Origin of the sequence: Escherichia sp. E2661 (assembly GCF_004745185.1) — a bacterium.
In the GTDB taxonomy this organism is placed as follows: Bacteria; Pseudomonadota; Gammaproteobacteria; order Enterobacterales; family Enterobacteriaceae; genus Escherichia.
Window position 1 is genome coordinate 136,380 of the sequence record NZ_PDIG01000038.1, and the last position, 22,967, is coordinate 159,346.

At 48.3% G+C, this 22,967-nt stretch carries 23 protein-coding genes and 3 pseudogenes; 13 read left to right on the forward strand and 13 right to left on the reverse strand.

From position 1 onward, the window contains the following. Nucleotides 1-280 precede the first annotated feature (280 nt). A complete protein-coding gene (mdtJ, locus tag CRI63_RS21430; protein ID WP_130219059.1) occupies nt 281-646 on the forward strand; it encodes a multidrug/spermidine efflux SMR transporter subunit MdtJ in 366 nt (121 codons plus the stop codon). Beyond that, nucleotides 633-962, forward strand: a complete 330-nt coding sequence (gene mdtI / locus CRI63_RS21435) for a multidrug/spermidine efflux SMR transporter subunit MdtI (RefSeq protein WP_130219061.1) — start codon at nt 633-635, stop codon at nt 960-962. The genes mdtJ and mdtI overlap by 14 nt, the downstream gene beginning before the upstream one ends. A gap of 38 nt (nt 963-1,000) precedes the next feature. Here the strand turns inward: mdtI and CRI63_RS21440 are convergent, their stop codons facing one another. The 4 genes from CRI63_RS21440 to CRI63_RS21455 form a co-directional block, all read right to left on the reverse strand. Beyond that, a complete protein-coding gene (locus tag CRI63_RS21440) occupies nt 1,001-1,822 on the reverse strand; it encodes a serine protease (RefSeq protein ID WP_130209303.1) in 822 nt (273 codons plus the stop codon). 99 nt (nt 1,823-1,921) lie between these two features. Further along, nucleotides 1,922-2,005: a hypothetical protein gene (locus tag CRI63_RS21445; protein WP_000233091.1), complete on the reverse strand. Its 84-nt coding sequence runs from the start codon at nt 2,003-2,005 to the stop codon at nt 1,922-1,924. Between the two features lie 92 nt (nt 2,006-2,097). Beyond that, nucleotides 2,098-2,406 (reverse strand): acid resistance repetitive basic protein Asr, encoded by a 309-nt coding sequence (gene asr / locus CRI63_RS21450; protein WP_240727875.1) that lies wholly within the window; start codon nt 2,404-2,406, stop codon nt 2,098-2,100. Nucleotides 2,407-2,819: 413 nt separating this feature from the next. Further along, nucleotides 2,820-4,073, reverse strand: a complete 1,254-nt coding sequence (locus tag CRI63_RS21455; protein WP_130219065.1) for an MFS transporter — start codon at nt 4,071-4,073, stop codon at nt 2,820-2,822. A 106-nt stretch (nt 4,074-4,179) separates the two neighbouring features. On the opposite strand from CRI63_RS21455, the gene CRI63_RS21460 reads away from it, so the two are divergent. From CRI63_RS21460 to bioD, 3 genes are all read left to right on the forward strand, one after another. Next, nucleotides 4,180-5,073, forward strand: a complete 894-nt coding sequence (locus CRI63_RS21460; protein ID WP_130219067.1) for a LysR family transcriptional regulator — start codon at nt 4,180-4,182, stop codon at nt 5,071-5,073. 134 nt (nt 5,074-5,207) lie between these two features. Next, complete coding sequence (gene mlc / locus CRI63_RS21465; RefSeq protein WP_135520721.1) at nt 5,208-6,428, forward strand: sugar metabolism global transcriptional regulator Mlc; 1,221 nt, start codon at nt 5,208-5,210, stop codon at nt 6,426-6,428. A gap of 125 nt (nt 6,429-6,553) precedes the next feature. Beyond that, nucleotides 6,554-7,249: a dethiobiotin synthase gene (gene bioD, locus CRI63_RS21470; protein ID WP_130209293.1), complete on the forward strand. Its 696-nt coding sequence runs from the start codon at nt 6,554-6,556 to the stop codon at nt 7,247-7,249. Here bioD and clcB read toward each other — a convergent pair. The 4 genes and pseudogenes from clcB to CRI63_RS21490 all read right to left on the reverse strand — a co-directional run bounded on the left by clcB (nt 7,202) and on the right by CRI63_RS21490 (nt 9,766). Continuing rightward, on the reverse strand, nt 7,202-8,494 hold the full coding sequence (gene clcB, locus CRI63_RS21475; RefSeq protein WP_135520723.1) for a voltage-gated ClC-type chloride channel ClcB: 1,293 nt from the start codon (nt 8,492-8,494) through the stop codon (nt 7,202-7,204). The two genes, bioD and clcB, sit on opposite strands and share 48 nt — an antisense overlap. 159 nt (nt 8,495-8,653) lie before the next feature. Then, complete coding sequence (gene dmsD / locus CRI63_RS21480) at nt 8,654-9,268, reverse strand: Tat proofreading chaperone DmsD (RefSeq protein WP_135520725.1); 615 nt, start codon at nt 9,266-9,268, stop codon at nt 8,654-8,656. A 42-nt stretch (nt 9,269-9,310) separates the two neighbouring features. After that, nucleotides 9,311-9,415 (reverse strand): annotated as a pseudogene (locus tag CRI63_RS21485) (dimethylsulfoxide reductase); the annotation flags it as partial. A 45-nt stretch (nt 9,416-9,460) separates the two neighbouring features. Next, nucleotides 9,461-9,766, reverse strand: a complete 306-nt coding sequence (locus CRI63_RS21490; protein WP_135520753.1) for a DUF1161 domain-containing protein — start codon at nt 9,764-9,766, stop codon at nt 9,461-9,463. A gap of 106 nt (nt 9,767-9,872) precedes the next feature. On the opposite strand from CRI63_RS21490, the gene CRI63_RS21495 reads away from it, so the two are divergent. Beyond that, nucleotides 9,873-10,583 (forward strand): YnfC family lipoprotein, encoded by a 711-nt coding sequence (locus tag CRI63_RS21495; RefSeq protein WP_130209287.1) that lies wholly within the window; start codon nt 9,873-9,875, stop codon nt 10,581-10,583. Between the two features lie 2 nt (nt 10,584-10,585). On the opposite strand, the pseudogene speG reads toward CRI63_RS21495, so the two are convergent. Both speG and CRI63_RS21505 read right to left on the reverse strand, forming a co-directional pair. Continuing rightward, nucleotides 10,586-11,147 (reverse strand): annotated as a pseudogene (gene speG / locus CRI63_RS21500) (spermidine N1-acetyltransferase). 34 nt (nt 11,148-11,181) lie between these two features. Then, a complete protein-coding gene (locus CRI63_RS21505) occupies nt 11,182-11,523 on the reverse strand; it encodes a DUF1283 family protein (RefSeq protein WP_130219077.1) in 342 nt (113 codons plus the stop codon). Nucleotides 11,524-11,657: 134 nt separating this feature from the next. On the opposite strand from CRI63_RS21505, the gene CRI63_RS21510 reads away from it, so the two are divergent. The 5 genes and pseudogenes from CRI63_RS21510 to CRI63_RS24775 all read left to right on the forward strand — a co-directional run bounded on the left by CRI63_RS21510 (nt 11,658) and on the right by CRI63_RS24775 (nt 17,425). Beyond that, nucleotides 11,658-11,984, forward strand: a complete 327-nt coding sequence (locus CRI63_RS21510) for a YnfA family protein (protein WP_064529976.1) — start codon at nt 11,658-11,660, stop codon at nt 11,982-11,984. 219 nt (nt 11,985-12,203) lie between these two features. After that, nucleotides 12,204-13,418: a starvation-sensing protein RspA gene (rspA, locus tag CRI63_RS21515; RefSeq protein WP_135520727.1), complete on the forward strand. Its 1,215-nt coding sequence runs from the start codon at nt 12,204-12,206 to the stop codon at nt 13,416-13,418. An 11-nt stretch (nt 13,419-13,429) separates the two neighbouring features. Beyond that, entirely contained in the window at nt 13,430-14,449 is a 1,020-nt protein-coding gene (locus CRI63_RS21520) for a Zn-dependent oxidoreductase (RefSeq protein WP_130224790.1), read from the forward strand. 57 nt (nt 14,450-14,506) lie between these two features. Then, nucleotides 14,507-15,874 carry an MHS family MFS transporter YdfJ gene (gene ydfJ, locus CRI63_RS21525; RefSeq protein WP_130219081.1) on the forward strand — a complete coding sequence of 456 codons (1,368 nt, stop codon included), beginning with the start codon at nt 14,507-14,509 and terminating at the stop codon, nt 15,872-15,874. Between the two features lie 88 nt (nt 15,875-15,962). Then, a pseudogene (locus CRI63_RS24775) lies at nt 15,963-17,425 on the forward strand (mannitol dehydrogenase family protein). Between the two features lie 39 nt (nt 17,426-17,464). Here the strand turns inward: CRI63_RS24775 and ydfZ are convergent. The 3 genes from ydfZ to ydfG form a co-directional block, all read right to left on the reverse strand. Then, nucleotides 17,465-17,668, reverse strand: coding sequence for a putative selenium delivery protein YdfZ (gene ydfZ, locus CRI63_RS21535; RefSeq protein WP_000214710.1), 204 nt, complete (start codon nt 17,666-17,668; stop codon nt 17,465-17,467). A gap of 176 nt (nt 17,669-17,844) precedes the next feature. Next, a complete protein-coding gene (gene rspR, locus CRI63_RS21540; protein WP_130219085.1) occupies nt 17,845-18,531 on the reverse strand; it encodes a DNA-binding transcriptional regulator rspR in 687 nt (228 codons plus the stop codon). An 88-nt stretch (nt 18,532-18,619) separates the two neighbouring features. Next, nucleotides 18,620-19,366, reverse strand: coding sequence for a bifunctional NADP-dependent 3-hydroxy acid dehydrogenase/3-hydroxypropionate dehydrogenase YdfG (gene ydfG / locus CRI63_RS21545; RefSeq protein WP_130224796.1), 747 nt, complete (start codon nt 19,364-19,366; stop codon nt 18,620-18,622). A 136-nt stretch (nt 19,367-19,502) separates the two neighbouring features. Here ydfG and dcp point away from each other — a divergent pair, with 136 nt between their 5' ends. Continuing rightward, nucleotides 19,503-21,548 (forward strand): peptidyl-dipeptidase Dcp, encoded by a 2,046-nt coding sequence (dcp, locus tag CRI63_RS21550; protein ID WP_135520729.1) that lies wholly within the window; start codon nt 19,503-19,505, stop codon nt 21,546-21,548. Nucleotides 21,549-21,911: 363 nt separating this feature from the next. After that, on the forward strand, nt 21,912-22,802 hold the full coding sequence (locus CRI63_RS21555) for a diguanylate cyclase (RefSeq protein ID WP_135520731.1): 891 nt from the start codon (nt 21,912-21,914) through the stop codon (nt 22,800-22,802). Nucleotides 22,803-22,967: the final 165 nt, after the last annotated feature.

The window sequence follows — 22,967 nt, forward strand, 5'->3', positions numbered from 1 at the left end:
AATCAGACGTGTTCAACTACCGAGGACAATTATCATCCGCGATGACGAGAAGCAACACTGCGGATAATTGTAATTTTATGGACAATTTGTTCAGGACGTTATTTTCTACATTTACCCATTTTCGTACCTCATCCACTATCTTGCTCGCAGGTGAGCAGCACTGGCGCAACGCGCTTTAGTCCTTTCTTCTGCCGAAGCTTACGCTATGCGCTAGGCTTGACCTCTTTACTTTCGCTGAATTAAGCGAATATTAAAATAATTCTCTTGCAGGAGAAGGGTAATGTATTTTTATTGGTTTTTATTAGGTCTGGCTATTGCCACAGAAATTACCGGCACGTTATCTATGAAATGGGCTAGCGTCAGTGATGGAAACAGCGGGTTTATTTTAATGCTGGTGATGATTTCTCTGTCATATATACTTCTCTCTTTCGCCGTTAAAAAAATTGCGTTAGGTGTAGCCTATGCGCTGTGGGAAGGTATCGGTATTTTATTTATTACGCTGTTTAGCGTTCTGTTATTTGATGAAAGTTTATCGCTGATGAAAATTGTCGGGTTAACAACTCTGGTTGCCGGGATTGTATTGATCAAATCGGGTACACGTAAAGTGCGTAAATCTACGCTGGAGCAGAATCATGGCTCAGTTTGAATGGATTCACGCCGCCTGGTTGGCACTGGCGATAGTGCTGGAAATTATTGCTAACGTCTTTTTGAAATTTTCTGATGGCTTTCGCCGTAAAGTCTATGGCTTGCTGTCGCTGGCGGCGGTACTTGCTGCTTTTAGTGCACTATCCCAGGCAGTGAAAGGGATCGACTTGTCAGTGGCGTATGCGCTGTGGGGTGGGTTTGGTATTGTCGCCACATTAGCAGCAGGTTGGGTCCTGTTTGGTCAGCGGTTAAACCGCAAAGGCTGGGTTGGTCTGGTCCTGTTGTTAGCCGGAATGATCATGGTGAAACTCGCCTGATGTTTATGCTGCCCGTATTTTCGGGCAGCATTTAAACGCTATTGCCGGGATAACTCTTCCAGTTTGTCGCGAAAGCCGGTAACAGAGATAGCCCGGTTATCAGCCCGCCAGCGATCCTTAGCCGCAGGCGCCGAACTTTGCACGCCAATCAACTGCCAGCCGTCATCAGTATGCAGCATTAGCGGCGAACCGCTGTCACCCGGTAGGGTATCGCACTGATGCGACATCACCGATGTTTGTGCCCAGCCAGTCACTTCGCAATTTTTATGACTGTACAACGTATCCAGGTGATCCTCGGGATAGCCTGCCTGGGTCACTTTACGACCTGCCGTTTTTAATGCGGCGGTGAGTGCTGCTTTGTCTCCCTCGAAAAGTGGTAAGGGTGTAATGCCAGAAGGCGGATTGCGCAGCACAATCAAACCAAAATCCCACGGCGCGGCAGCAGGCGGGACAATCCAGCCATCTCCATTAGCCTTTAACCGTTTACCTAATGTCGGATCAACGCGTCCTTCAATGTTGTGGATCTCATAGCGCCATAGCCCCTTATTCGACACAAAACGCAGCGCAATTGCTTTGTCTGGTTTGCCTTTTGGCGGCGTTAATAAACAGTGACCCGCCGTTAATGCGAGATTGGGCGCAATCAGGGTGGCCGTGCAGAGATTTCCACTGGCAGTCTCCAGTTGCCCAACCGCATCCCACGGAGATTGGGTCGTGTTAATTACTGGCACTCGATCGTCATGACCAAAAAACAGGGTGCTGACTTCATCATTAGCCGATTCAGGACTGTCAGGTTTATCCGCAAATACCAATGCAGATGTCAAACTAATTGCACCCAGTACTACAGCAATGGTTGTACGCATATCACACTCTGGTGGGTAATTATGATTATTAAAAGCAAACCCTCATAAATACTATAGCCGGGACGGGATTAAAGTGGGAGTGAAATCAGATAACTACGATCAGAAAAGATAAAAGCGAGTGGCAATCAGTGCACATAAAATAAGGATGATAAGAATGAACTCAAAGCGATAACGGCCCACCATAGTACCCTCCGCTTAAGGCGGCGCTAAACGTTATCCGTCTAGCGCCGTAATTTTCAGGCGCGAGGGGGCGCGCCATTATTGCTGTTGAAAACTTAAGCTGCTGGTTGGGCAGCTGGTTTTGCAGGTTGCTGATGGCTATGTTTCTTGGTGTGTTTTTTCGCGGCTTGTGCTTTTTGTTCCGGAGCTTTCTGTTCAGTTGTCGCTTTTTTATGATGCTTTTTAGCCGCCTGCGCTTTTTGGGCAGGTGCTGCTTTATGCTGTTTTTTATGATGCATGGTTTTTGCAGGTGCAGCTTTGGTGGCAGTAGTTGCAGGGGCAGGTGTGGTCGCAGTCTCTGCGGCAAAAGCGGCAGAAGAGAGACTCATCGCAGCGGCAACAACCAGAGCTAATACTTTTTTCATTGTCATACCCTCAATTTGGTTTTTTTATGCAACCCCACTACGGGGCCGATGTAATGACTATATCTCGGGTAATGAGAGGCTTCCGTGAGTGGTTGGTTTCGGCATGTAACGATATGTACAAAGTAAATTGGTAAATAATAACGCGATGTGACTTAAGGTAAATTCCCTACTAATATCAGTAGTCTTGATCGAGTTTACTATTTCTCTGTTCCCAAAACGGTAGAATTACTTTGCATCATCAATAAATGACACACAGTAAATGAATCCGCTAATTTGGGTATTTATTATCCTGATGACATTAGATGCGCTGCGGGAATTGGCTGGCGCTTCGTCTATTTTAGGATGGTTATTAACGTTGAGTTGAGCAGACAATAAGCCCGGGTGGGTATTTTACTCAGCCCGGGCTTATTTTTTCAGGCGTGCAATCGATGGTGCAAACGTGTACCCACTATAATCGCGACCACCAGCATCGACGCAATAAAGGCGCCAACGCCGTTCCAGCCGTAGTTATGCCAGAAGACCCCACCTAATGTTCCGGCAATACTTGAACCCACGTAGTAACTGAACAGATACAGCGAGGAAGCCTGGCCTTTGGCGCGTTTAGCACGGGGGCCAATCCAGCTGCTGGCGACCGAGTGAGCAGCAAAGAATCCGGCGGAGAAGAGCAACATCCCGGCAAAAATCAGCCATATCGAACTGAACAATGTCATTAACAAGCCAACAAGCATGACACCTGTCGAAGAGAGCATCACCGGACCGCGTCCGAAGCGGGTGGTCATGGTTCCGGCTTTTGGTGAACTCCAGGTACCGGTCAAATAGGCCAGCGATAATAAACCCACCACCGCCTGGCTGACATGCCACGGGGAAAGCATCAAGCGATAGCCAATATAATTAAACAGGGTGACGAATGAGCCCATCAGCAAAAAACCTTCTGCGAATAATAAAGGCAATCCCTGGTCGCGCCAGTGCAGACGGAAGTTGATAAACAGTGTTTTAGGGCGCAGTGAGGAAGGGCGGAAATGGCGAGATTCTGGAAGAATTTTCCAGAACATTAACGCCGAGGCCAGTGCGAAACAGCCAATCGCTGCCAGTGCAATTCGCCAGTTGAAGAAATCGGTGAAGACACCGCTAATTAAGCGTCCGCTCATGCCGCCAATCGAGTTACCGCTGATGTACAACCCCATCGAAAAGGCGACAAAACTCGGGTGGATCTCTTCGCTAAGGTAGGTCATGCCCACCGCAGCCACGCCGCTTAATGAAAGGCCAATCAAGGCGCGCATCACCAAAATGCCGTGCCAGCTGGTCATCATCGTCGAAAGTAACGTGCAGATGGAGGCCAATAACAGCGCCGTAACCATCACTGGCTTGCGACCAATGGCATCGGAAAGCGGGCCAGTAAACAGCAATCCGATAGCCAACATTGCCGTTGAAATTGACAGTGAAATACTACTGTTTGCGGGTGTTAAGCCAAACTCCTGCGAAAGAACCGGAAGGATAGGTTGCACACAATAGAGAAGAGCGAAGGTTGCCAGTCCGGCAGAAAAAAGCGCCAGGGTCACGCGCATAAATTGCGGCGTACCGCGTTTGATGAATAGGTTTGGCTGGGAAACGTTTTGCTTGTCAGTGGCGCTTGCCGGAGCGCCATCAACAGTTGTGGTACGACTCACTTGAAATCCTTACTAAATATGCGCGTTGTGTTAGCTCAGGAATAGAGTAGGAAAATCGAATTGTTATGTCTAATATATTAATAGTCTCAAATAATATGTATGAAATATGAATATCGAATTGCGTCACCTACGTTACTTCATCGCTGTTGCAGAAGAATTGCATTTTGGTCGTGCTGCTGCGCGCCTGAATATTTCTCAACCGCCACTAAGCCAACAGATTCAGGCGTTGGAGCAACAAATTGGCGCGCGCCTGCTGGCCAGGACCAATCGAAGCGTTGCGCTCACCGCTGCGGGCAAACAATTTCTTGCCGATAGTCGTCAAATTCTTTCTCTGGTAGACGATGCCGCAGCGCGGGCAGAACGACTGCATCAGGGGGAGGCGGGAGAGTTACGCATTGGTTTTACCTCATCGGCGCCATTCATTCGCGCAGTGTCAGATACCTTATCGTTATTTCGCCGCGAATTTCCCGATGTCCATTTGCAGACGCGCGAGATGAATACCCGCGAGCAAATTGCGCCCCTTATCGAAGGGACGCTCGATATGGGACTGTTACGCAATACTTTGCTGCCGGAGACGTTGAACCATGCGGTAATTGTGCATGAACCGCTTATGGCGATGATTCCGCACGATCATCCGTTAGCCAGTAAATCTGTAGTTACGTTGGCGGAACTGGCAAAAGAGCCGTTTGTTTTCTTTGATCCTCACGTTGGGACAGGGCTTTATGATGACATTCTGGGCCTGATGCGACGCTACAATCTTACACCGGTTATTACCCAGGAAGTGGGCGAGGCGATGACCATCATTGGCCTTGTGTCTGCCGGTTTGGGCGTTTCGATTTTGCCCGCCTCATTTAAGCGTGTTCAGCTTAATGAAATGCGTTGGATACCTATTGCTGAAGAAGATGCGGTTTCTGAAATGTGGTTGGTCTGGCCGACGCATCATGAACAAAGTCCGGCAGCGCGAAACTTTCGTATTCAGCTGCTGAATGCTCTCAGGTGAGGTAAAATTCAGCTAAAAAACCCGAAAAGTGTGCTGTTAATCACATGGCTAAGTAAAAATTTGACGGCACGCATTGAAGTGTTTCACCATAGCCTACAGATTATTTCGGAGCGCGAAAATATAGGGAGTATAAGGTGGTTGCAGAAAACCAGCCTGGACATATTGATCAAATAAAGCAGACCAACGCGGGTGCTGTTTATCGCCTGATTGATCAGCTTGGTCCCATTTCGCGTATCGACCTTTCCCGCATGGCGCAACTGGCTCCCGCCAGTATCACCAAAATTGTCCGCGAAATGCTAGAAGCGCACCTGGTGCAAGAGTTAGAAATTAAAGAAGGGGGAAACCGTGGCCGCCCTGCGGTGGGGTTGGTGGTGGAAACAGAAGCCTGGCATTATCTTTCTCTGCGCATCAGTCGTGGTTTAATTTTTCTTGCCCTGCGTGATTTAAGCAGCAAGCTGGTGGTGGAAGAGACACTGGAGCTGGCGCTTCAGGAAGAATTGCCTTTGCTGGAACGTATCATTGCGCATATTGATCAGTTTTTTATCCGTCATCAGAAAAAACTCGAACGCCTGACATCCATCGCCATTACTTTGCCGGGAATTATTGATACGGAAAATGGTATTGTGCACCGGATGCCGTTTTACGAGGATGTGAAAGAGATGCCGCTCGGCGAAGCGCTGGAGCAGCACACAGGTGTACCGGTTTACATTCAGCATGATATTAGTGCATGGACGATGGCCGAGGCATTATTTGGAGCCTCTCGCGGGGCGCGCGATGTGATTCAGGTGGTAATTGATCACAATGTTGGCGCGGGCGTGATTACCGACGGTCACTTGTTACATGCCGGAAGCAGTAGCCTGGTAGAAATTGGTCATACCCAGGTGGATCCGTATGGTAAACGCTGTTATTGCGGTAACCACGGTTGTCTGGAAACCATCGCCAGTGTGGACAGCATCCTCGAACTGGCGCAATTACGCCTTAATCAGTCAATGAGTTCGATGTTGCACGGGCAGCCTTTGAGCGTGGATTCATTATGCCATGCGGCGTTGCAGGGTGACTTGCTGGCAAAGGATATTATCACTGGCGTAGGCGCGCATGTTGGGCGCATTCTGGCCATCATGGTGAATTTATTTAACCCACAAAAAATACTGATTGGCTCGCCGTTAAGCAAAGCGGCAAATATTCTGTTCCCTGTGATTTCTGACAGCATCCGCCAGCAGGCGCTTCCAGCATACAGCCAGCATATTAGCGTTGAGAGCACTCAGTTCACCAATCAGGGGACAATGGCAGGGGCCGCGCTGGTAAAAGATGCGCTATATAATGGATCTTTGCTGATTCGTCTGTTGCAGGGTTAACATTTTTTAACTGTTCTACCAAAATTTGCGCTATCTCAAATTGAGTGCAGAAAGCATAACTTAGACTTTCCACGTTGAATTATTTTCCTGGCTTATATTAGTGAAGCATAACGGTGGAGTTAGTGATGCTGAAGCGTTTCTTTATAACAGGTACAGACACTTCTGTAGGGAAAACGGTGGTTTCCCGCGCATTGCTACAAGCGTTAGCCTCCCAGGGAAAAACGGTTGCGGGATACAAACCCGTAGCGAAGGGGAGCAAAGAGACACCTGAGGGGCTGCGTAATAAAGATGCCCTGGTGTTGCAGAGTGTTTCATCAATTGAACTGCCTTATGAAGCAGTCAATCCCATTGCGTTAAGCGAAGAAGAAAGTAGCGTGGCGCACAGTTGTCCAATCAATTACACGCTCATTTCAAATGGTCTGGCTAACCTGACTGACAAAGTTGATCATGTTGTCGTTGAGGGGACTGGCGGATGGCGCAGCCTGATGAATGATCTGCGTCCGCTCTCTGAATGGGTGGTCCAGGAGCAGCTACCGGTGTTGATGGTGGTGGGCATTCAGGAAGGCTGTATTAACCATGCGCTTCTGACCGCACAAGCGATTGCGAACGACGGTCTGCCGCTCATTGGCTGGGTGGCTAATCGTATTAACCCCGGGTTAGCGCATTATGCTGAAATCATTGATGTGCTGGGTAAAAAACTCCCGGCACCGCTCATTGGTGAACTGCCTTATCTGCCTCGAGCTGAACAGCGAGAACTGGGTCAATACATCCGCTTAGCCATGCTGCGTAGTGTGCTGTCGGTAGATAGAGTCAGGGTGTAAGGTCCGCGACATTACCGACGCGATCACGCAGGCAATCAATAAACCGGGGAGTAGCTGATACTCCCCGGTCATTTCACATATCATCAATGTTGACATAATTGGCGCATGCGTGGTCGCAGCCAGCAGTGTTGCCATCCCTGTTAGTCCGAGTAGAAGCGTCATTTCTTCGCCGCCTGGAAGCCATAACCCCAGGCTACGTCCATACAGCATGCCAATTGCAAGCCCGATAAATAGCGTTGGCGTAAATACGCCGCCAGGCGCGCCGGAACCGCTACTGGCCAGCACGGCAAAAAGTTTGCAGATGAAGATCGCAGCAATGACCGTAAACAGTGGTGGGGTGGTTAAAAAGGATTGCACCGTACTATAACCATTGCCCCATACGGCAGGTGTGAGCAGGGAAAGCAGGCCGACGATCAACCCCCCTAACGCCAACTGCCAGGGCGGCGTCAGTTTTAGGTGAACAAAACCTTGATGACTGGCGCTCATCATTTTCAACAGTAATGGTCCGCAAAGACCAGCCAGTACGCCGGTACTGATAATTAGCGCATAGTCCCGCACATGCAGCGTCACCTCGAGTTGAACGCTGTAGAGCAATGCATCGCTGTGATTAATAAGATTGCTGACAAGCAATGCCACCACGGCTGAAATCACCACTGGGCCAAGAGAGGCAAGCATCATGGTGCCAAACAGCACTTCGGCAATAAATAAACTCCCGGCAAGCGGTGCGCGATAGGCTGCAGCCATGCCTGCCGCAGCACCGCAGGCAATCCATAATTTCCACTCTTCACGCGGCGTAAAACGTTGGGCAAACCAGCATGCAGCAAGAGCCGCCAGCAGAATCATCGCCCCTTCACGGCCAATTGCGCTACCGCTTGTCACCACCAGCAGAGAGGCAAGTGATTTTACCAGGCTTGCTGCGTAATCGAACTGCCCCTCGCTCTGCAACGCTTCCATATAATCGGTCGGCGCATGGGGGCGTTGCTGCGTAACTCTCTGCCAACCCATGAGCAATAAACCTGCCACCAGACCGCCGAGCGCAGGAGTTAACAAGCGTCGCCACGGAGAAAGGTTTGTTGCAGCATTGACCAGACTCCCGGAATCATTGCTCAGGAACAACCACTCCAGCAACAGCATGGCATGACGGAATCCGGCAACGGCAAACGCCGCGAGAATACCGATTATCGTTGCGATAAGCAGACGACGAAACAGGGTGCGCAGATCCGGGTAAAGGTGTAGATGATGCATGAGTAGAAATGGCAAGTTAAACACGGGCATCTATTTTGCGGGAAAAGACGTCAGGCGCAAAAGCTGTACGTGCTTTAAGTGGGGAAATGGTGTGACACTGTAACTTATTTAATATGGGATGGCGCGCTAATGTCGCCATCCGGTAATGCTACGGGAACCTTAACGAAACAGCGGCTTAACTGCGACGGGAATCAGCAATTGTGACTGCCACTCAGCCAGCGTTAAGCGGGCCAGTTCACCAAGCGTGCGGTAAAAAGGGTGTTCTGCTTTTTCGATAAACACCTCGAGAAAGCGCGTCGACCACGGTAAAAGATGCCACGCCAGCAACTCTTCGCACTCAGTCTGACGACCGTTCTCCGCCAGCCAGGCCACCATCAGTAGCAAGGAACCAAAATGATCTTCAGGTTCGTTTTGCTTCATCTCAAACTGAATGCCTTTTTCGCGCATCCATTGACGAAGCGCCAACGTTGAATCGCCAAACAGTACCGATTCACGATCCAACCAGACCGATCCCCACGGCGGGGACGGCAACGCCCACGGGCCAACGAATAAACGCTGCCAGGCCTGCGTACGCGACTCTTCACTCTGTTGCTGAAAAGCCGTTACCAGCGGTACTAAAGACATTTGCGGTAGAGGCCACTGAGTTTCCCACCCATCGTTGGTCATTGCAGAAACCAGAGGCGCGGCTTCCTCGCTTTCTGGGGCGTAATAAAACAGCGCCCCCAGCACACGCGCCGCGACAGAAAAATTATCTTGTTGTGAAAAATGCGTCATTCCTATCATCCTGAAACGTGCGGCTTACTCCGCACCAAGTTGTTAACCTGCGACGGCCATTCCGACAGTCATATGCAGGCCATAAAATAGCGCTCGCCCGATCATCTCACCGCCCGGTTTGAGAGTTAACCCTAACACAAGCACGTTGCAGAATGTAGACCTGATAAGACGCGCCAGCGTCCATCATACTTTTTACTGCGGTTCGGCAGTTGCACCATCCTGAGTCGGTTGTGCAGGGGCAGAATTGTTACCGCTGGTGGTGCGGTTATAGAGAATTTTATGCGTATCATTGGCACAATGGCCAACCACCCTGGTGTCAGGCTGATCGACCTGATCATTCGGCACAATACTTAAAGTAAAGCTACTTTCTGGCACACCGTTATTGATAATACGCTGTGAAATATCGCTCTTTATCCGTTCACAAGAATCTGGCGCGGCCAGCACGGCGGGTGAGGCAATTGTGAGCAGTAGTGCGGCGCAATAAGTTGAGATTTTCATCATTGGCTCCTTAAATGAATATTACTCACTAAGCATAGCATTTCACGTGTAAAGTACTGTATTTACTACTATGATTGATAATAATCTCTACTGTCTGGTGACTAAAGTGAATTTCAAATTACTGCCATGTTTGCTCGCGATAATGCTTACAGGATGCGATCGCGCAGAAGTGACGTTTTCTTTTACGCCAGAGATGGCCAGTTTCTCTAATGAATTTGATTTTGATCCGCTGCGTGGTCCGGTTAAAGATTTCACCCAGACATTGATGAATGAACAAGGGGAAGTGACGAAACGTGTTTCAGGCAGCTTATCGGAAGAAGGTTGCTTCGATTCGCTTGAATTATTGGATCTGGAAAATAATACCGTGGTTGCCTTAGTGCTGGATGCGAATTATTACCGTGACGCGCAGACACTGGAGAAAAAAGTACGTTTACAGGGTAAATGTCAGTTAGCAGAATTACCTTCCGCCGGAGTGAGTTGGGAAACCGACGATAATGGCTTTGTAGTTAAAGCCAGCAGCAAACAGATGAAGGTGGATTATAGGTATGATGAACAGGGCTATCCGCTGGGTAAAACCACAGTAAGCAACGATAAAACGTTATCAGTCACTGCAACACCGTCAACTGATCCGATCAAAAAACTCGATTACACGGCGGTTACTTTACTGAATAATCAACAAGTGGGTAATGTTAAGCAAAGCTGTGAATATGACAGCCACGCCAATCCGGTGGACTGCCAATTGATCATTGTTGATGAAGCGGAAAAACCCGCCGTCGAACGGGTTTACACAATCAAAAATACCATTGATTATTATTAACGCTATTGCGCGGTCGGCTTCAGCATTGCCTGACCCGGCGTTTTATGTTCCGCCAGATACTGATGCTGGAATATACACATGCGAATGGCATTGCGATATTGACCATTAATAAAGAATTCATGCATCAGTTCACCTTCGACCGTAAAACCGAGCTTACGGTAAATGTGAATCGTCTTTTTCATTTTCTTTATCGACAATCAGATACAGCTTATAGAGATTAAGAACAGTGAAGCCATAATCCATTGCTAATTTTGCTGCGCGTGTTGCCAGACCTTTACCCTGGTATTCCGGGGAGATGATTATCTGAAATTCTGCGCGGCGGTGGACATGGTTAATTTCAACCAGTTCCACCAGACCCGCTTTTTCACCATCGCACTCCACCACGAAACGACGCTCACTCTGATCGTGAATATGTTTATCGTACAGATCAGAGAGTTCAACAAAGGCTTCGTAGGGTTCCTCAAACCAGTAACGCATCACACTGGCGTTATTGTCGAGTTGATGCACATAGCGTAAATCTTCACGCTCCAGCGGACGTAGCTTAACACTGTGGGCGCTTGTCATAACGTGTCCTTACATTCCTTATATCAATAACAGTTTAGGGGGTAATTACGCGGCCAGTACGACGGTCCAGGCAACGTAAAGTATTCGGTTCCCAGTAGGCATTAATGTTGGCACTTTGTTCGCATTTATCGCGGCTATCGAATGCGGCGTCAACCTTATCCCATTCTTTCTCGGTGCGTTTATTGACTTTTTGACGCAGATTGCGAGTTTCATTCCATTGCTCTTTTTGCATTGTCGCCTGTTGGCGACTCTGTGCGCTGTCGCCAGACTCAATCACCAGTTTATTGGTTTCTGCATGAGTCGTTGCGCTAAATGCCAGTGCGCAAGGTAGCAGAAAAGCGAGCAGTCCGAGCCGTTTGCAGAAAGTAATATTCATGATTCATTCCTTACATGAATGTTTAAAGGGGATTTTACACGATCCACTGCGAACGCAAAACGTACCAGAAGGATGTATAGGGTGATGATATTATGTCGAGCCATAAATATACATGATGTCAATGAGTGACAAAGATGATTAAAACAACGTTACTGTTTTTTGCTACCGCCTTGTGTGAAATTGTCGGATGCTTCCTGCCCTGGCTATGGCTTAAACGGAACGCCAGCGTATGGCTGCTGGTTCCGGCGGGGATTTCCCTGGCGCTTTTCGTCTGGCTGTTAACATTGCATCCGGCGGCCAGTGGGCGAGTGTATGCAGCTTATGGTGGCGTTTATGTTTGCACGGCGCTGCTGTGGCTGCGGGTTGTGGATGGCGTAAAACTCAGTCTCTACGACTGGACTGGAGCATTGGTCGCGCTATGTGGGATGTTGATTATTGTTGCTGGCTGGGGGCGAGCTTGATTTTGTCGGGAATGACCAATGTCTTTTATTATTAATAAGATATGCTCTACCCGGTGTCCAGGATAACAGCAAAGTCTGGTTTTTTTTAGATTTATTCACTGCGCAAATACACTCTTTTTTTTGTGATCACGCTTCCCTTTTCCAATATTTATACTTGTATGGTAGTAGCTCAGTTGCGTAGATTTCATGCATCACGACAAGCGATGCAAGGAATCGAACATGAAGATCGTAAGGGCTGAAGTTTTTGTTACCTGTCCGGGGCGTAATTTCGTCACCTTAAAAATCACCACCGAGGACGGTATTACCGGTCTTGGCGATGCCACACTGAATGGACGCGAGCTTTCCGTTGCGTCTTATCTGCAAGATCACCTTTGTCCGCAGCTTATAGGCCGCGATGCTCACCGTATCGAAGATATCTGGCAGTTTTTCTATAAAGGGGCGTACTGGCGTCGCGGTCCAGTCACCATGTCGGCCATTTCGGCTGTTGATATGGCGCTGTGGGACATTAAAGCCAAAGCCGCCAACATGCCGCTTTATCAGTTACTGGGTGGCGCGTCTCGCGAAGGGGTTATGGTTTATTGTCACACAACCGGTCACTCCATTGATGAGGCACTGGATGATTATGCTCGTCATCAGGAACAGGGATTCAAAGCCATCCGCGTACAGTGCGGCATTCCAGGTATGAAGACCACCTATGGCATGTCCAAAGGCAAAGGTTTGGCTTATGAACCTGCGACAAAAGGGCAGTGGCCGGAGGAGCAGTTGTGGTCGACGGAAAAATATCTCGACTTCATGCCAAAACTGTTCGACGCGGTACGTAACAAGTTTGGTTTTGATGAACATCTGCTGCATGACATGCACCATCGTTTAACGCCTATTGAAGCGGCGCGTTTTGGTAAAAGCATTGAAGATTATCGCATGTTCTGGATGGAAGACCCGACGCCTGCGGAAAACCAGGAGTGTTTCCGCCTCATTCGCCAACACACCGTCACGCCAATTGCGGTGGGTGAAGTCTTCAATAGCATTTGGGACTGCAAACAACTGATAGAAGAACAACTCATCGACTATATCCGCACTACGCTGACTCATGCGGGCGGCATCACCGGTATGCGTCGGATCGCTGATTTCGCATCCCTGTATCAGGTACGCACTGGCTCACACGGTCCTTCTGATTTGTCGCCTGTCTGCATGGCTGCGGCGCTGCACTTTGATCTGTGGGTGCCGAATTTCGGTGTTCAGGAATATATGGGCTATTCAGAACAAATGCTCGAAGTCTTCCCGCATAACTGGACTTTCGATAACGGCTATATGCATCCGGGCGACAAACCGGGTCTTGGCATCGAGTTTGATGAAAAGCTGGCAGCAAAATACCCCTACGAACCCGCTTATCTGCCAGTCGCACGTCTGGAAGATGGCACGCTGTGGAACTGGTAAGGAGAAAAATAATGAAAAGTATTTTAATTGAAAAACCAAATCAACTGGCAATTATCGAACGTGAAATACCCAACCCGTCTGCGGGTGAAGTACGGGTAAAAGTGAAACTGGCCGGTATTTGTGGCTCTGATAGCCATATTTATCGCGGTCATAATCCGTTTGCGAAATATCCGCGCGTCATTGGCCACGAATTTTTTGGCGTGATTGATGCCGTCGGCGAAGGTATTGAAAACAGCCGGATCGGTGAACGTGTTGCGGTAGATCCGGTAGTGAGCTGTGGGCATTGCTATCCGTGCTCAATTGGTAAACCGAATGTTTGTACAACGCTAGCTGTATTAGGTGTTCACGCTGACGGTGGTTTCAGTGAATATGCCGTTGTTCCGGCAAAAAATGCGTGGAAAATCCCCGATGCAGTGGCAGATAAATTTGCGGTAATGATCGAGCCCTTTACCATTGCGGCGAACGTAACCGGACACGGTAAACCTACTGAAGATGACACCGTGCTGGTTTATGGCGCAGGTCCGATTGGCCTGACTATTGTTCAGGTATTAAAGGGTGTTTATAACGTCAAAAACGTGATTGTTGCCGATCGCATTGATGAACGACTGGAAAAAGCGAAAGAGAGCGGGGCGGATTGGGCGATTAATAATGGTCAGACTCCGCTTGGTGAAATATTCGCTGAAAAAGGAATCAAGCCAACATTAATTATTGATGCTGCTTGCCATCCGTCAATTTTGAAAGAAGCGGTTACATTGGCTTCTCCAGCGGCACGTATTGTGTTAATGGGCTTCTCCAGTGAACCGTCTGAAGTCATTCAGCAGGGAATTACCGGAAAAGAACTTTCTATTTTTTCCTCCCGGTTAAATGCTAACAAATTCCCGGTCGTGATCGACTGGTTAAGCAAAGGGTTAATTAAACCAGAAAAATTAATTACCCACACGTTTGATTTTCAGCATGTTGCTGATGCCATAAGTTTATTTGAACAGGATCAAAAACATTGCTGCAAAGTCTTACTTACTTTTTCTGAATAATACCAATAACAGCGAGTAAGTAGTACGCATCTTACCTCTTATTTAGAGATATCCATTATGACAATAGAAAAACACGAAAGAAGCACTAAGGATTTGGTGAAAGCAGCAGTGTCGGGATGGTTGGGGACTGCGCTTGAATTCATGGATTTTCAGCTATATTCGCTCGGCGCAGCGTTAGTGTTTCATGAAATATTTTTCCCGGAATCATCAACCGCAATGGCGTTAATTCTGGCAATGGGAACCTACGGTGCAGGCTATGTGGCACGTATTGTCGGAGCATTTATTTTCGGCAAAATGGGCGACAGAATAGGGCGTAAAAAAGTACTCTTTATTACCATTACCATGATGGGGATCTGTACCACCCTAATTGGCGTGTTGCCGACCTATGCGCAGATTGGTGTTTTTGCGCCCATCTTGCTGGTGACGCTGCGTATTATTCAGGGGTTGGGAGCTGGCGCGGAAATTTCTGGGGCTGGTACTATGCTTGCTGAATATGCACCAAAAGGAAAGCGCGGGATTATCTCCTCGTTCGTCGCGATGGGAACGAACTGCGGAACCTTGAGCGCAACAGCAATCTGGGCCTTTATGTTCTTTATTCTCAGTAAAGAAGAACTGCTGGCATGGGGATGGCGTATACCGTTCCTGGCGAGTGTGGTCGTGATGGTCTTTGCTATCTGGCTGCGTATGAACCTGAAAGAAAGCCCGGTATTTGAGAAGGTTAATGACAGTCAGCAACCTGCGCCAAAAGCTGTGCCTTCTGGTAGTATGTTCCAGAGCAAATCTTTTTGGCTGGCAACGGGTCTTCGTTTTGGGCAGGCAGGAAACTCCGGCTTGATTCAAACATTCCTTGCAGGTTATTTAGTACAGACGTTGCTGTTTAATAAAGCGATTCCGACAGATGCCTTAATGATCAGCTCAATTATCGGTTTTATGACTATTCCATTCCTGGGATGGTTGTCCGATAAAATTGGTCGTCGTATTCCCTACATTATTATGAATACTTCAGCCATTGTGCTGGCGTGGCCAATGCTGTCTATTATCGTCGATAAAAGCTATGCCCCGAGCACCATCATGGTTGCGTTGATTGTGATTCATAACTGTGCGGTATTGGGATTATTTGCCCTGGAAAACATTACTATGGCAGAGATGTTCGGCTGTAAAAACCGCTTTACCCGGATGGCAATTTCTAAAGAAATTGGTGGTCTTATTGCCTCCGGTTTCGGTCCTATCCTGGCGGGTATTTTCTGCACCATGACTGAATCCTGGTATCCCATTGCGATAATGATTATGGCTTATTCTGTTATCGGTTTAATCTCCGCGCTGAAAATGCCAGAAGTTAAAGACCGCGATTTGAGTGCGCTGGAAGATGCGGCAGAAGATCAACCGCGCGTTGTAAGAGCTGCGCAACCTTCAACAAGTCTGTAAATCCAGAATCCCTTCTCTTAGTGAGGAGGGATTTTTTATTCATATAACAAACCATTCAGCTTGCCATATTGAAATTAAAGGAATTGTCATGGGAAATAATTTGTTATCAGCAAAAGCGACACTCCCTGTTTATGATCGTAATAACCTGGCGCCCAAAATTGTTCATTTAGGTTTTGGCGCATTTCATCGCGCGCATCAGGGAGTGTATGCCGATATCCTGGCTGCCCAGCATCACAGCGATTGGGGCTACTATGAAGTGAACCTGATTGGCGGTGAACAACAAATCGCCGATCTAAAACAGCAAGATAATCTCTATACCGTTGCGGAAATGTCGGCCGATGCCTGGACCGCTCGTGTTGTGGGGGTAGTGAAAAAAGCGTTGCACGTGCAAATAGACGGTTTAGAAGCTGTGCTTGCTGCCATGTGCGAACCGCAAATTGCAATTGTTTCTCTGACTATTACAGAGAAAGGCTATTTTCACTCTCCGGCGACCGGGCAGTTAATGCTGGATCATCCGATGATCGTTGACGATCTAAATAACTCCCCACCAGCCGAAAACGGCAGGCAGGGGTTATTGTGGAGGCGCTGGCCCGGCGCAAGGCCGCAGGCTTACCGGCATTTACGGTAATGTCGTGCGACAATATGCCGGAAAATGGTCATGTGATGCGTGACGTTGTCACTTCTTACGCGCATGCAGTCGATACAGAACTGGCGCAATGGATTGTCGAAAACGTGACTTTTCCTTCGACAATGGTTGATCGCATTGTTCCGGCGGTGACGGCAGAAACGCTGAATAAAATTGAGCACCTTACCGGCGTGCGCGATCCAGCAGGTGTTGCCTGTGAACCGTTCCGTCAGTGGGTTATTGAAGATAACTTTGTTGCCGGACGTCCGGAATGGCAAAAAGCCGGTGCTGAACTGGTCAGCGATGTGCTGCCTTATGAAGAGATGAAACTGCGTATGCTCAATGGCAGCCACTCATTCCTGGCGTATCTGGGCTATCTGGCCGGATATCAGCATATTAACGACTGCATGGAAGATGAAAATTATCGCCGTGCGGCACATGCCTTGATGTTGCAGGAACAGGCGCCGACGCTGAAAGTGCAGGGCGTGGATCTGCAAAATTATGCGGATCGACTAATTGAACGCTACAGTAATCCAGCGTTACGCCATCGAACCTGGCAGATTGCGATGGATGGCAGTCAGAAACTCCCACAGCGTATGCTGGATTCCATTCGCTGGCATCTGAAACAGGGCAGCGCGTTCGATTTGTTGGCGCTTGGCGTCGCTGGTTGGATGCGATATGTCGGCGGTGTTGATGAGCAGGGTAATCCCATCGAAATCAGCGACCCGTTATTACCGGCCATTCAGAAGGCCGTGCAAAGTAGTGCAGAAGGGAAAGCGCGCGTGCAGTCCTTGATGGTGATTAATGCGATATTTGGTGATGATTTGCCGAACAATGCATTGTTCACTGCAAAGGTGACGGAAGCGTATTTGTCTTTATTAGCGCATGGTGCGAAAGCGACCGTGGCGAAATATGCGGTGAAGTGATAAGTGACAGCAATGCCGCCGATGGCGGCATTCACACGCTTAGTTCATGCCGAGACGAATCAGGTCCAGAGGTGCGAGTTTTTCATCACAACCTTCAACTACTACGGTTTTACCGCGGCGGATTTGCTCTGCGGTCAGACCTTCAGTATCAATCGACAGGATCTTGCCAGTGTGACCGGTGCCGCTAACCATAACACGGCTGCCAGTAGTGATTGCGTTACGGTTACGATCGTAGGTCGTCATAGGTGTTTTCTCCTTTCTGATTTACAGTCGAAGCCCACGTAACGGGCGCAATATAAATACTCCTGTCGAGTGAATTTTTTTTTTGTTTATGATCAAGTTCACATCTTTTTTGATGCTTGCATAAACCAGAAGAAGGGGAATGAACTCTCACCCCGAATGGGATGAGAGGTAAAGAATTACTCTTCGCTGAACCAGTCGCTATTTTCCTGGCGTATTAGCTGTACGGACTCGCTAATCTCCTGCAAGTGCAATGCCATTGCCTTTTCAACGGCGTCACCATCATGTGTTTGCAGCGCAGAGAAAATATCCATGTGCTGGCGAAGCAGCATTTCCGGCGGCGAAACGTGGTCAAAACTCATGTAGCGCACCCGGTCAACGGTCGCTTTCAGGTTTTCAATGGTGTCCCACGCGAGCTGACAGTCAGCAATATCGGTAAGGAGTTGATGGAAGTTGTCATCAAGTTCAAAAAAATCATCCAGTTGTTTGCGCTCAATGGCAATGCGTTGCTGGTGAAGATTTTGCTCAAGTTGGTAGCACTGGCTTTCAGTGATCATGCTCGCTGCCCGCCGTGCCACCGCACACTCAATGGCCTGTCGAATAAAACTGCCATTGCGAACCTGGGTCATGGAGATTTTATTGACGTAGCTGCCACGCTGCGGGCGAATTTGAATCAGGCCGTTTTCAGCCAGTTTAATGAAGGCTTCGCGAACCGGCTGGCGTGACACATTGAAACGAACAGAAACTTCTTTTTCCGACAATGGCGTACCTGGTGCAATCAGACAATGCACAATGTCGCGGCGAAGAATACGGTAAATTTGCTGATTGACAGGCTGTGTGGGATTAAGTTGTGTTTCGACGGTCATTCGTTATTGCTTTTGAGTGGGTTAACTGCAAGAGTCTACCACTTTTTTGTGACAAGCAATAACCCGGCGGTGAGGCCGGGTATAAAAATTAATGCCGATGGACATTCAACCCGGCATAGCTTTGGGTAACCGGCATCATTTCCAGGGTATTGATGTTAACGTGAGCGGGGAGAGTGGCTACCCACCAGACGGCTTCGCTGACATCTTCTGGCGTCAGTGCAACGGTATTTTGATAGGTTTTTTCTGCTTTGCCGTCATCGCCTTTAAAGCGGACATTGGAAAATTCGGTGCCACCCACCAGCCCTGGTTCGATGTCTGTGACACGTACTGCCGTACCGTGCAGATCTGTGCGTAAATTCAGGCTGAACTGACGAACAAACGCTTTTGTCGCGCCGTAGACGTTGCCACCTGCATATGGCCAGCTACCCGCCGTTGAACCAATGTTAATAATGTGACCACGATTGCGCTCAACCATGCCCGGCAGGACTGCGCGCGTCATATACACGAGGCCCTTATTGTTGGTATCAATCATGGTTTCCCAGTCTTCAACGCTCGCTTTATGTGCAGGTTCCATACCCAGCGCCAGTCCAGCATTGTTCACCAGAATATCAATGTCACTCCACTCGGCAGGAAGCAATGCCAGCATTTCTTCAATGGCGGCGCGGTTACGGACGTCCAGTTGGGCAATATACAGATTATCGCCCAGCTCGTCTTTTAACTCCTGCAACCGCTCCTGACGACGACCAGTGGCGATAACTTTATGCCCTTGTTGAATAAAACGACGAGTAATGCATTCACCAAAACCTGCCGTTGCTCCAGTTACTAAAACGATCATCTCACTGTTCCTCAACGCTTTTGTGTGTCACTAACATAGCACGTGATGCTTAAGAGCGGGTAATACTGGTTTGCAACATTGCACTCCGTTATCAGTAAGCCTACGCTATGGAACACCTCGTTTTCAGGAGTAGAAAATGTCAACGACGAATCCTTTTCTTACGCAGAGCACGCTGCCTTATATGGCGCCCCATTTTGATCAGATTGCAAATCATCACTATCGCCCGGCATTCGACGAGGGGATGCGGCAGAAGCGGGTTGAGATAGAAGCGATAGCGTTAAACCCACAGACGCCCGATTTTACTAACACTATTCTGGCTCTTGAAAAGAGCGGGGAATTACTCACACGTGTCACCAGCGTCTTCTTCGCTATGACCTCGGCGCATACCAACGATGAATTACAGCGTCTTGATGAACAGTTCTCGGCAGAACTTGCGGAACTGGCTAATGACATTTACCTGAACGGCGAATTGTTCGCTCGGGTCGATGCCATCTGGCAGCGCCGTGAATCTCTGCGTCTTGATAGCGAATCTATTCGACTGGTCGAGGTGATTCATCAACGTTTTGTTCTTGCCGGGGCCAAACTTGCAGAGGCCGATAAGGCAAAATTAAAAGTGCTGAATACAGAGGCGGCGACCCTTATCAGTCAGTTTAACCAGCGGTTATTAGCGGCGAACAAATCCGGTGGGCTGGTGGTTGACGATATTGGGCAACTGGCCGGGATGAGTGAGCAAGATATTGCCCTGGCGGCGGATGCAGCGCGCGAGAAAGGTCTGGATAACAAGTGGCTTATCCCACTGCTGAATACCACCCAGCAACCGGCGCTAGCCGAACTGCGCGATCGCGCGACGCGTGAAAAACTGTTCACTGCGGGCTGGACTCGGGCAGAAAAAAAAGACGCTAACGATACCCGAGCTATTATTACACGGCTGGTGGAGATCCGCGCGCAGCAGGCGAAACTGCTTGGTTTCCCTCATTATGCTGCGTGGAAAATCGCTGACCAGATGGCAAAAACACCCGAAGCAGCACTTAACTTCATGCGTGAAATTGTCCCGGCCGCGCGTAAGCGAGCAGACGATGAACTGGCGTCTATTCAGGCGGTTATCGAAAAGCAGCAAGGCGGATTTAGCGTCCAGCCGTGGGACTGGGCATTTTATGCCGAGCAGGTAAGACGCGAGAAATTCTGTCTCGATGAAGCGCAGCTCAAGCCTTATTTCGAATTGAACACAGTGTTGAATGAGGGGGTATTCTGGACTGCAAATCAGCTTTTCGGCATTAAATTTGTCGAGCGCTTTGATATACCGGTCTATCACCCGGATGTGCGCGTATGGGAAATATTTGACCATAACGGAGTCGGTCTTGCGCTATTTTACGGTGATTTCTTTGCCCGTGATTCCAAAAGCGGCGGCGCGTGGATGGGGAATTTTGTTGAGCAATCTACGCTCAATGACACACGTCCCGTTATTTACAATGTTTGCAATTATCAGAAACCAGCGACAGGCGAACCTGCATTGTTATTGTGGGACGATGTTATAACCTTATTCCATGAATTTGGTCATACGCTGCACGGCCTGTTTGCCAGCCAACGTTATGCGACGCTTTCTGGCACCAACACGCCGCGTGATTTCGTCGAGTTCCCTTCACAAATCAACGAACACTGGGCGACAAATCCGCAGGTATTCTCTCGCTATGCGAGGCATTACCAAACCGGAGAAACCATGCCGGAAGAGTTACAACAGAAAATGCGCAATGCCAGCCTGTTCAATAAAGGCTACGAGATGAGCGAGTTACTTAGCGCTGCGCTTCTTGATATGCGCTGGCATTGTCTGGAGGAGAATGAAGCACGCCAGGACGTGGACGATTTCGAGCTTCGGGCGCTGGCGGCGGAAAACATGGATCTTCCCGCTGTACCGCCGCGTTATCGCAGCAGTTATTTCGCTCACATTTTTGGTGGCGGATATGCGGCGGGTTACTACGCGTATCTGTGGACGCAAATGCTGGCAGACGATGGTTATCAATGGTTTGTCGAGGAGGGGGGGTTAACGCGTGAAAATGGGCAACGTTTTCGCGATGCTATCCTTTCCAAAGGTAATAGCGAAGATTTAGAACACCTGTATCGCCAATGGCGAGGTAAGGCACCACAGATTACACCGATGCTGCAACATCGCGGCTTGAACGTATAATTCCTCCATATAGCACCGGGCTACATCCAGTCCGGTGCTATATTATAATATGCTGTTCATTTCTTTTTTAGTTATCCGGGATCTGCGTACATTTGCAGAAATAATTGGATTTATAATACTGCCAAAAGACCTAATCTTTCAGGCCATTACCTTCTTCCCTTTGGCATAATCGGTATTATATCTTCTGGCTTGAATTTAACGTGTTCTGACAGATTTAATCACTTTTTTCTGTTTATTTTGTTTTAAATCACGCCGTTATATTTTTATCCATTAATTAATGTTTTTTCTATGGAATTGTTGACATAAATTTTCTTTTCTTTCGTTACAATAGAACGCATAAAGAATTGTGAAAAAGGAGTGGTAATGATCAAGAAGACAACGGAAATCGATGCTATCTTGTTAGATCTCAATAAGGCTATCGATGCCCATTACCAGTGGCTGGTGAGTATGTTCCATAGCGTGGTAGCGAGAGATACCAGTCAGCCAGAAATTACGGATAACCATTCTTATGAACTGTGCCAGTTTGGTCGGTGGCTTGATCATCATGGACCACTCGATAGTGATGAATTACCCTATGTTCGGATAATAGACTCTACCCATCAGCATATGCATAACTGTGGTCGGGAATTAATGCTGGCTATTGTCGAAAATCGCTGGCAAGAAGTTCATTTTGACGAATTTCAGGAAGGGTTGCTTTCTTTTACCGCAGCATTAACAGATTACAAAATTTATTTGCTGACTATTCGCAGCAATATGGATGTATTGACGGGATTACCTGGCCGTCGGGTGCTTGATGAATCCTTTGATCATCAATTACGTAATGCTGAACCATTGAATCTTTATTTAATGCTGCTGGATATAGACCGATTTAAACTGGTTAATGATACCTACGGGCATTTAATCGGTGATGTGGTATTACGAACCCTGGCGACTTACTTAGCCGGTTGGACGCGTGACTACGATACGGTTTATCGCTATGGTGGTGAAGAGTTTATTATTATCATCAAAGCGCAAAATGATGATGAGGCGTGTCGTGCTGGGCTACGTATTTGTCAGTTAGTTGATAACCATGCCATAGCGCATCCTGGCGGACATATCCCAATAACAGTGACCGCTGGCGTGAGCCGCGCATTTCCTGAAGAACCGTTGGATGTGGTTATTGGAAGGGCTGACAGAGCAATGTACGAAGGCAAGCAGACCGGGAGAAATCGCTGTATGTTTATTGATGAGCAGAGTGTGATAGCCCGAGTTTAAGCTCTGTTTAACATTCATTGAGAAAAATAATGCTACTGTGTCAAAGAACCGTTACCAGCGCAGAGAAATGCCTGATAGCGTAAAAGCAAAACACAAATCGATCCATGCAAGCATTCACCGCCGGTTTACTGGCGGTTTTTTTTCGCCGTCAAAAAATCAGGCCCC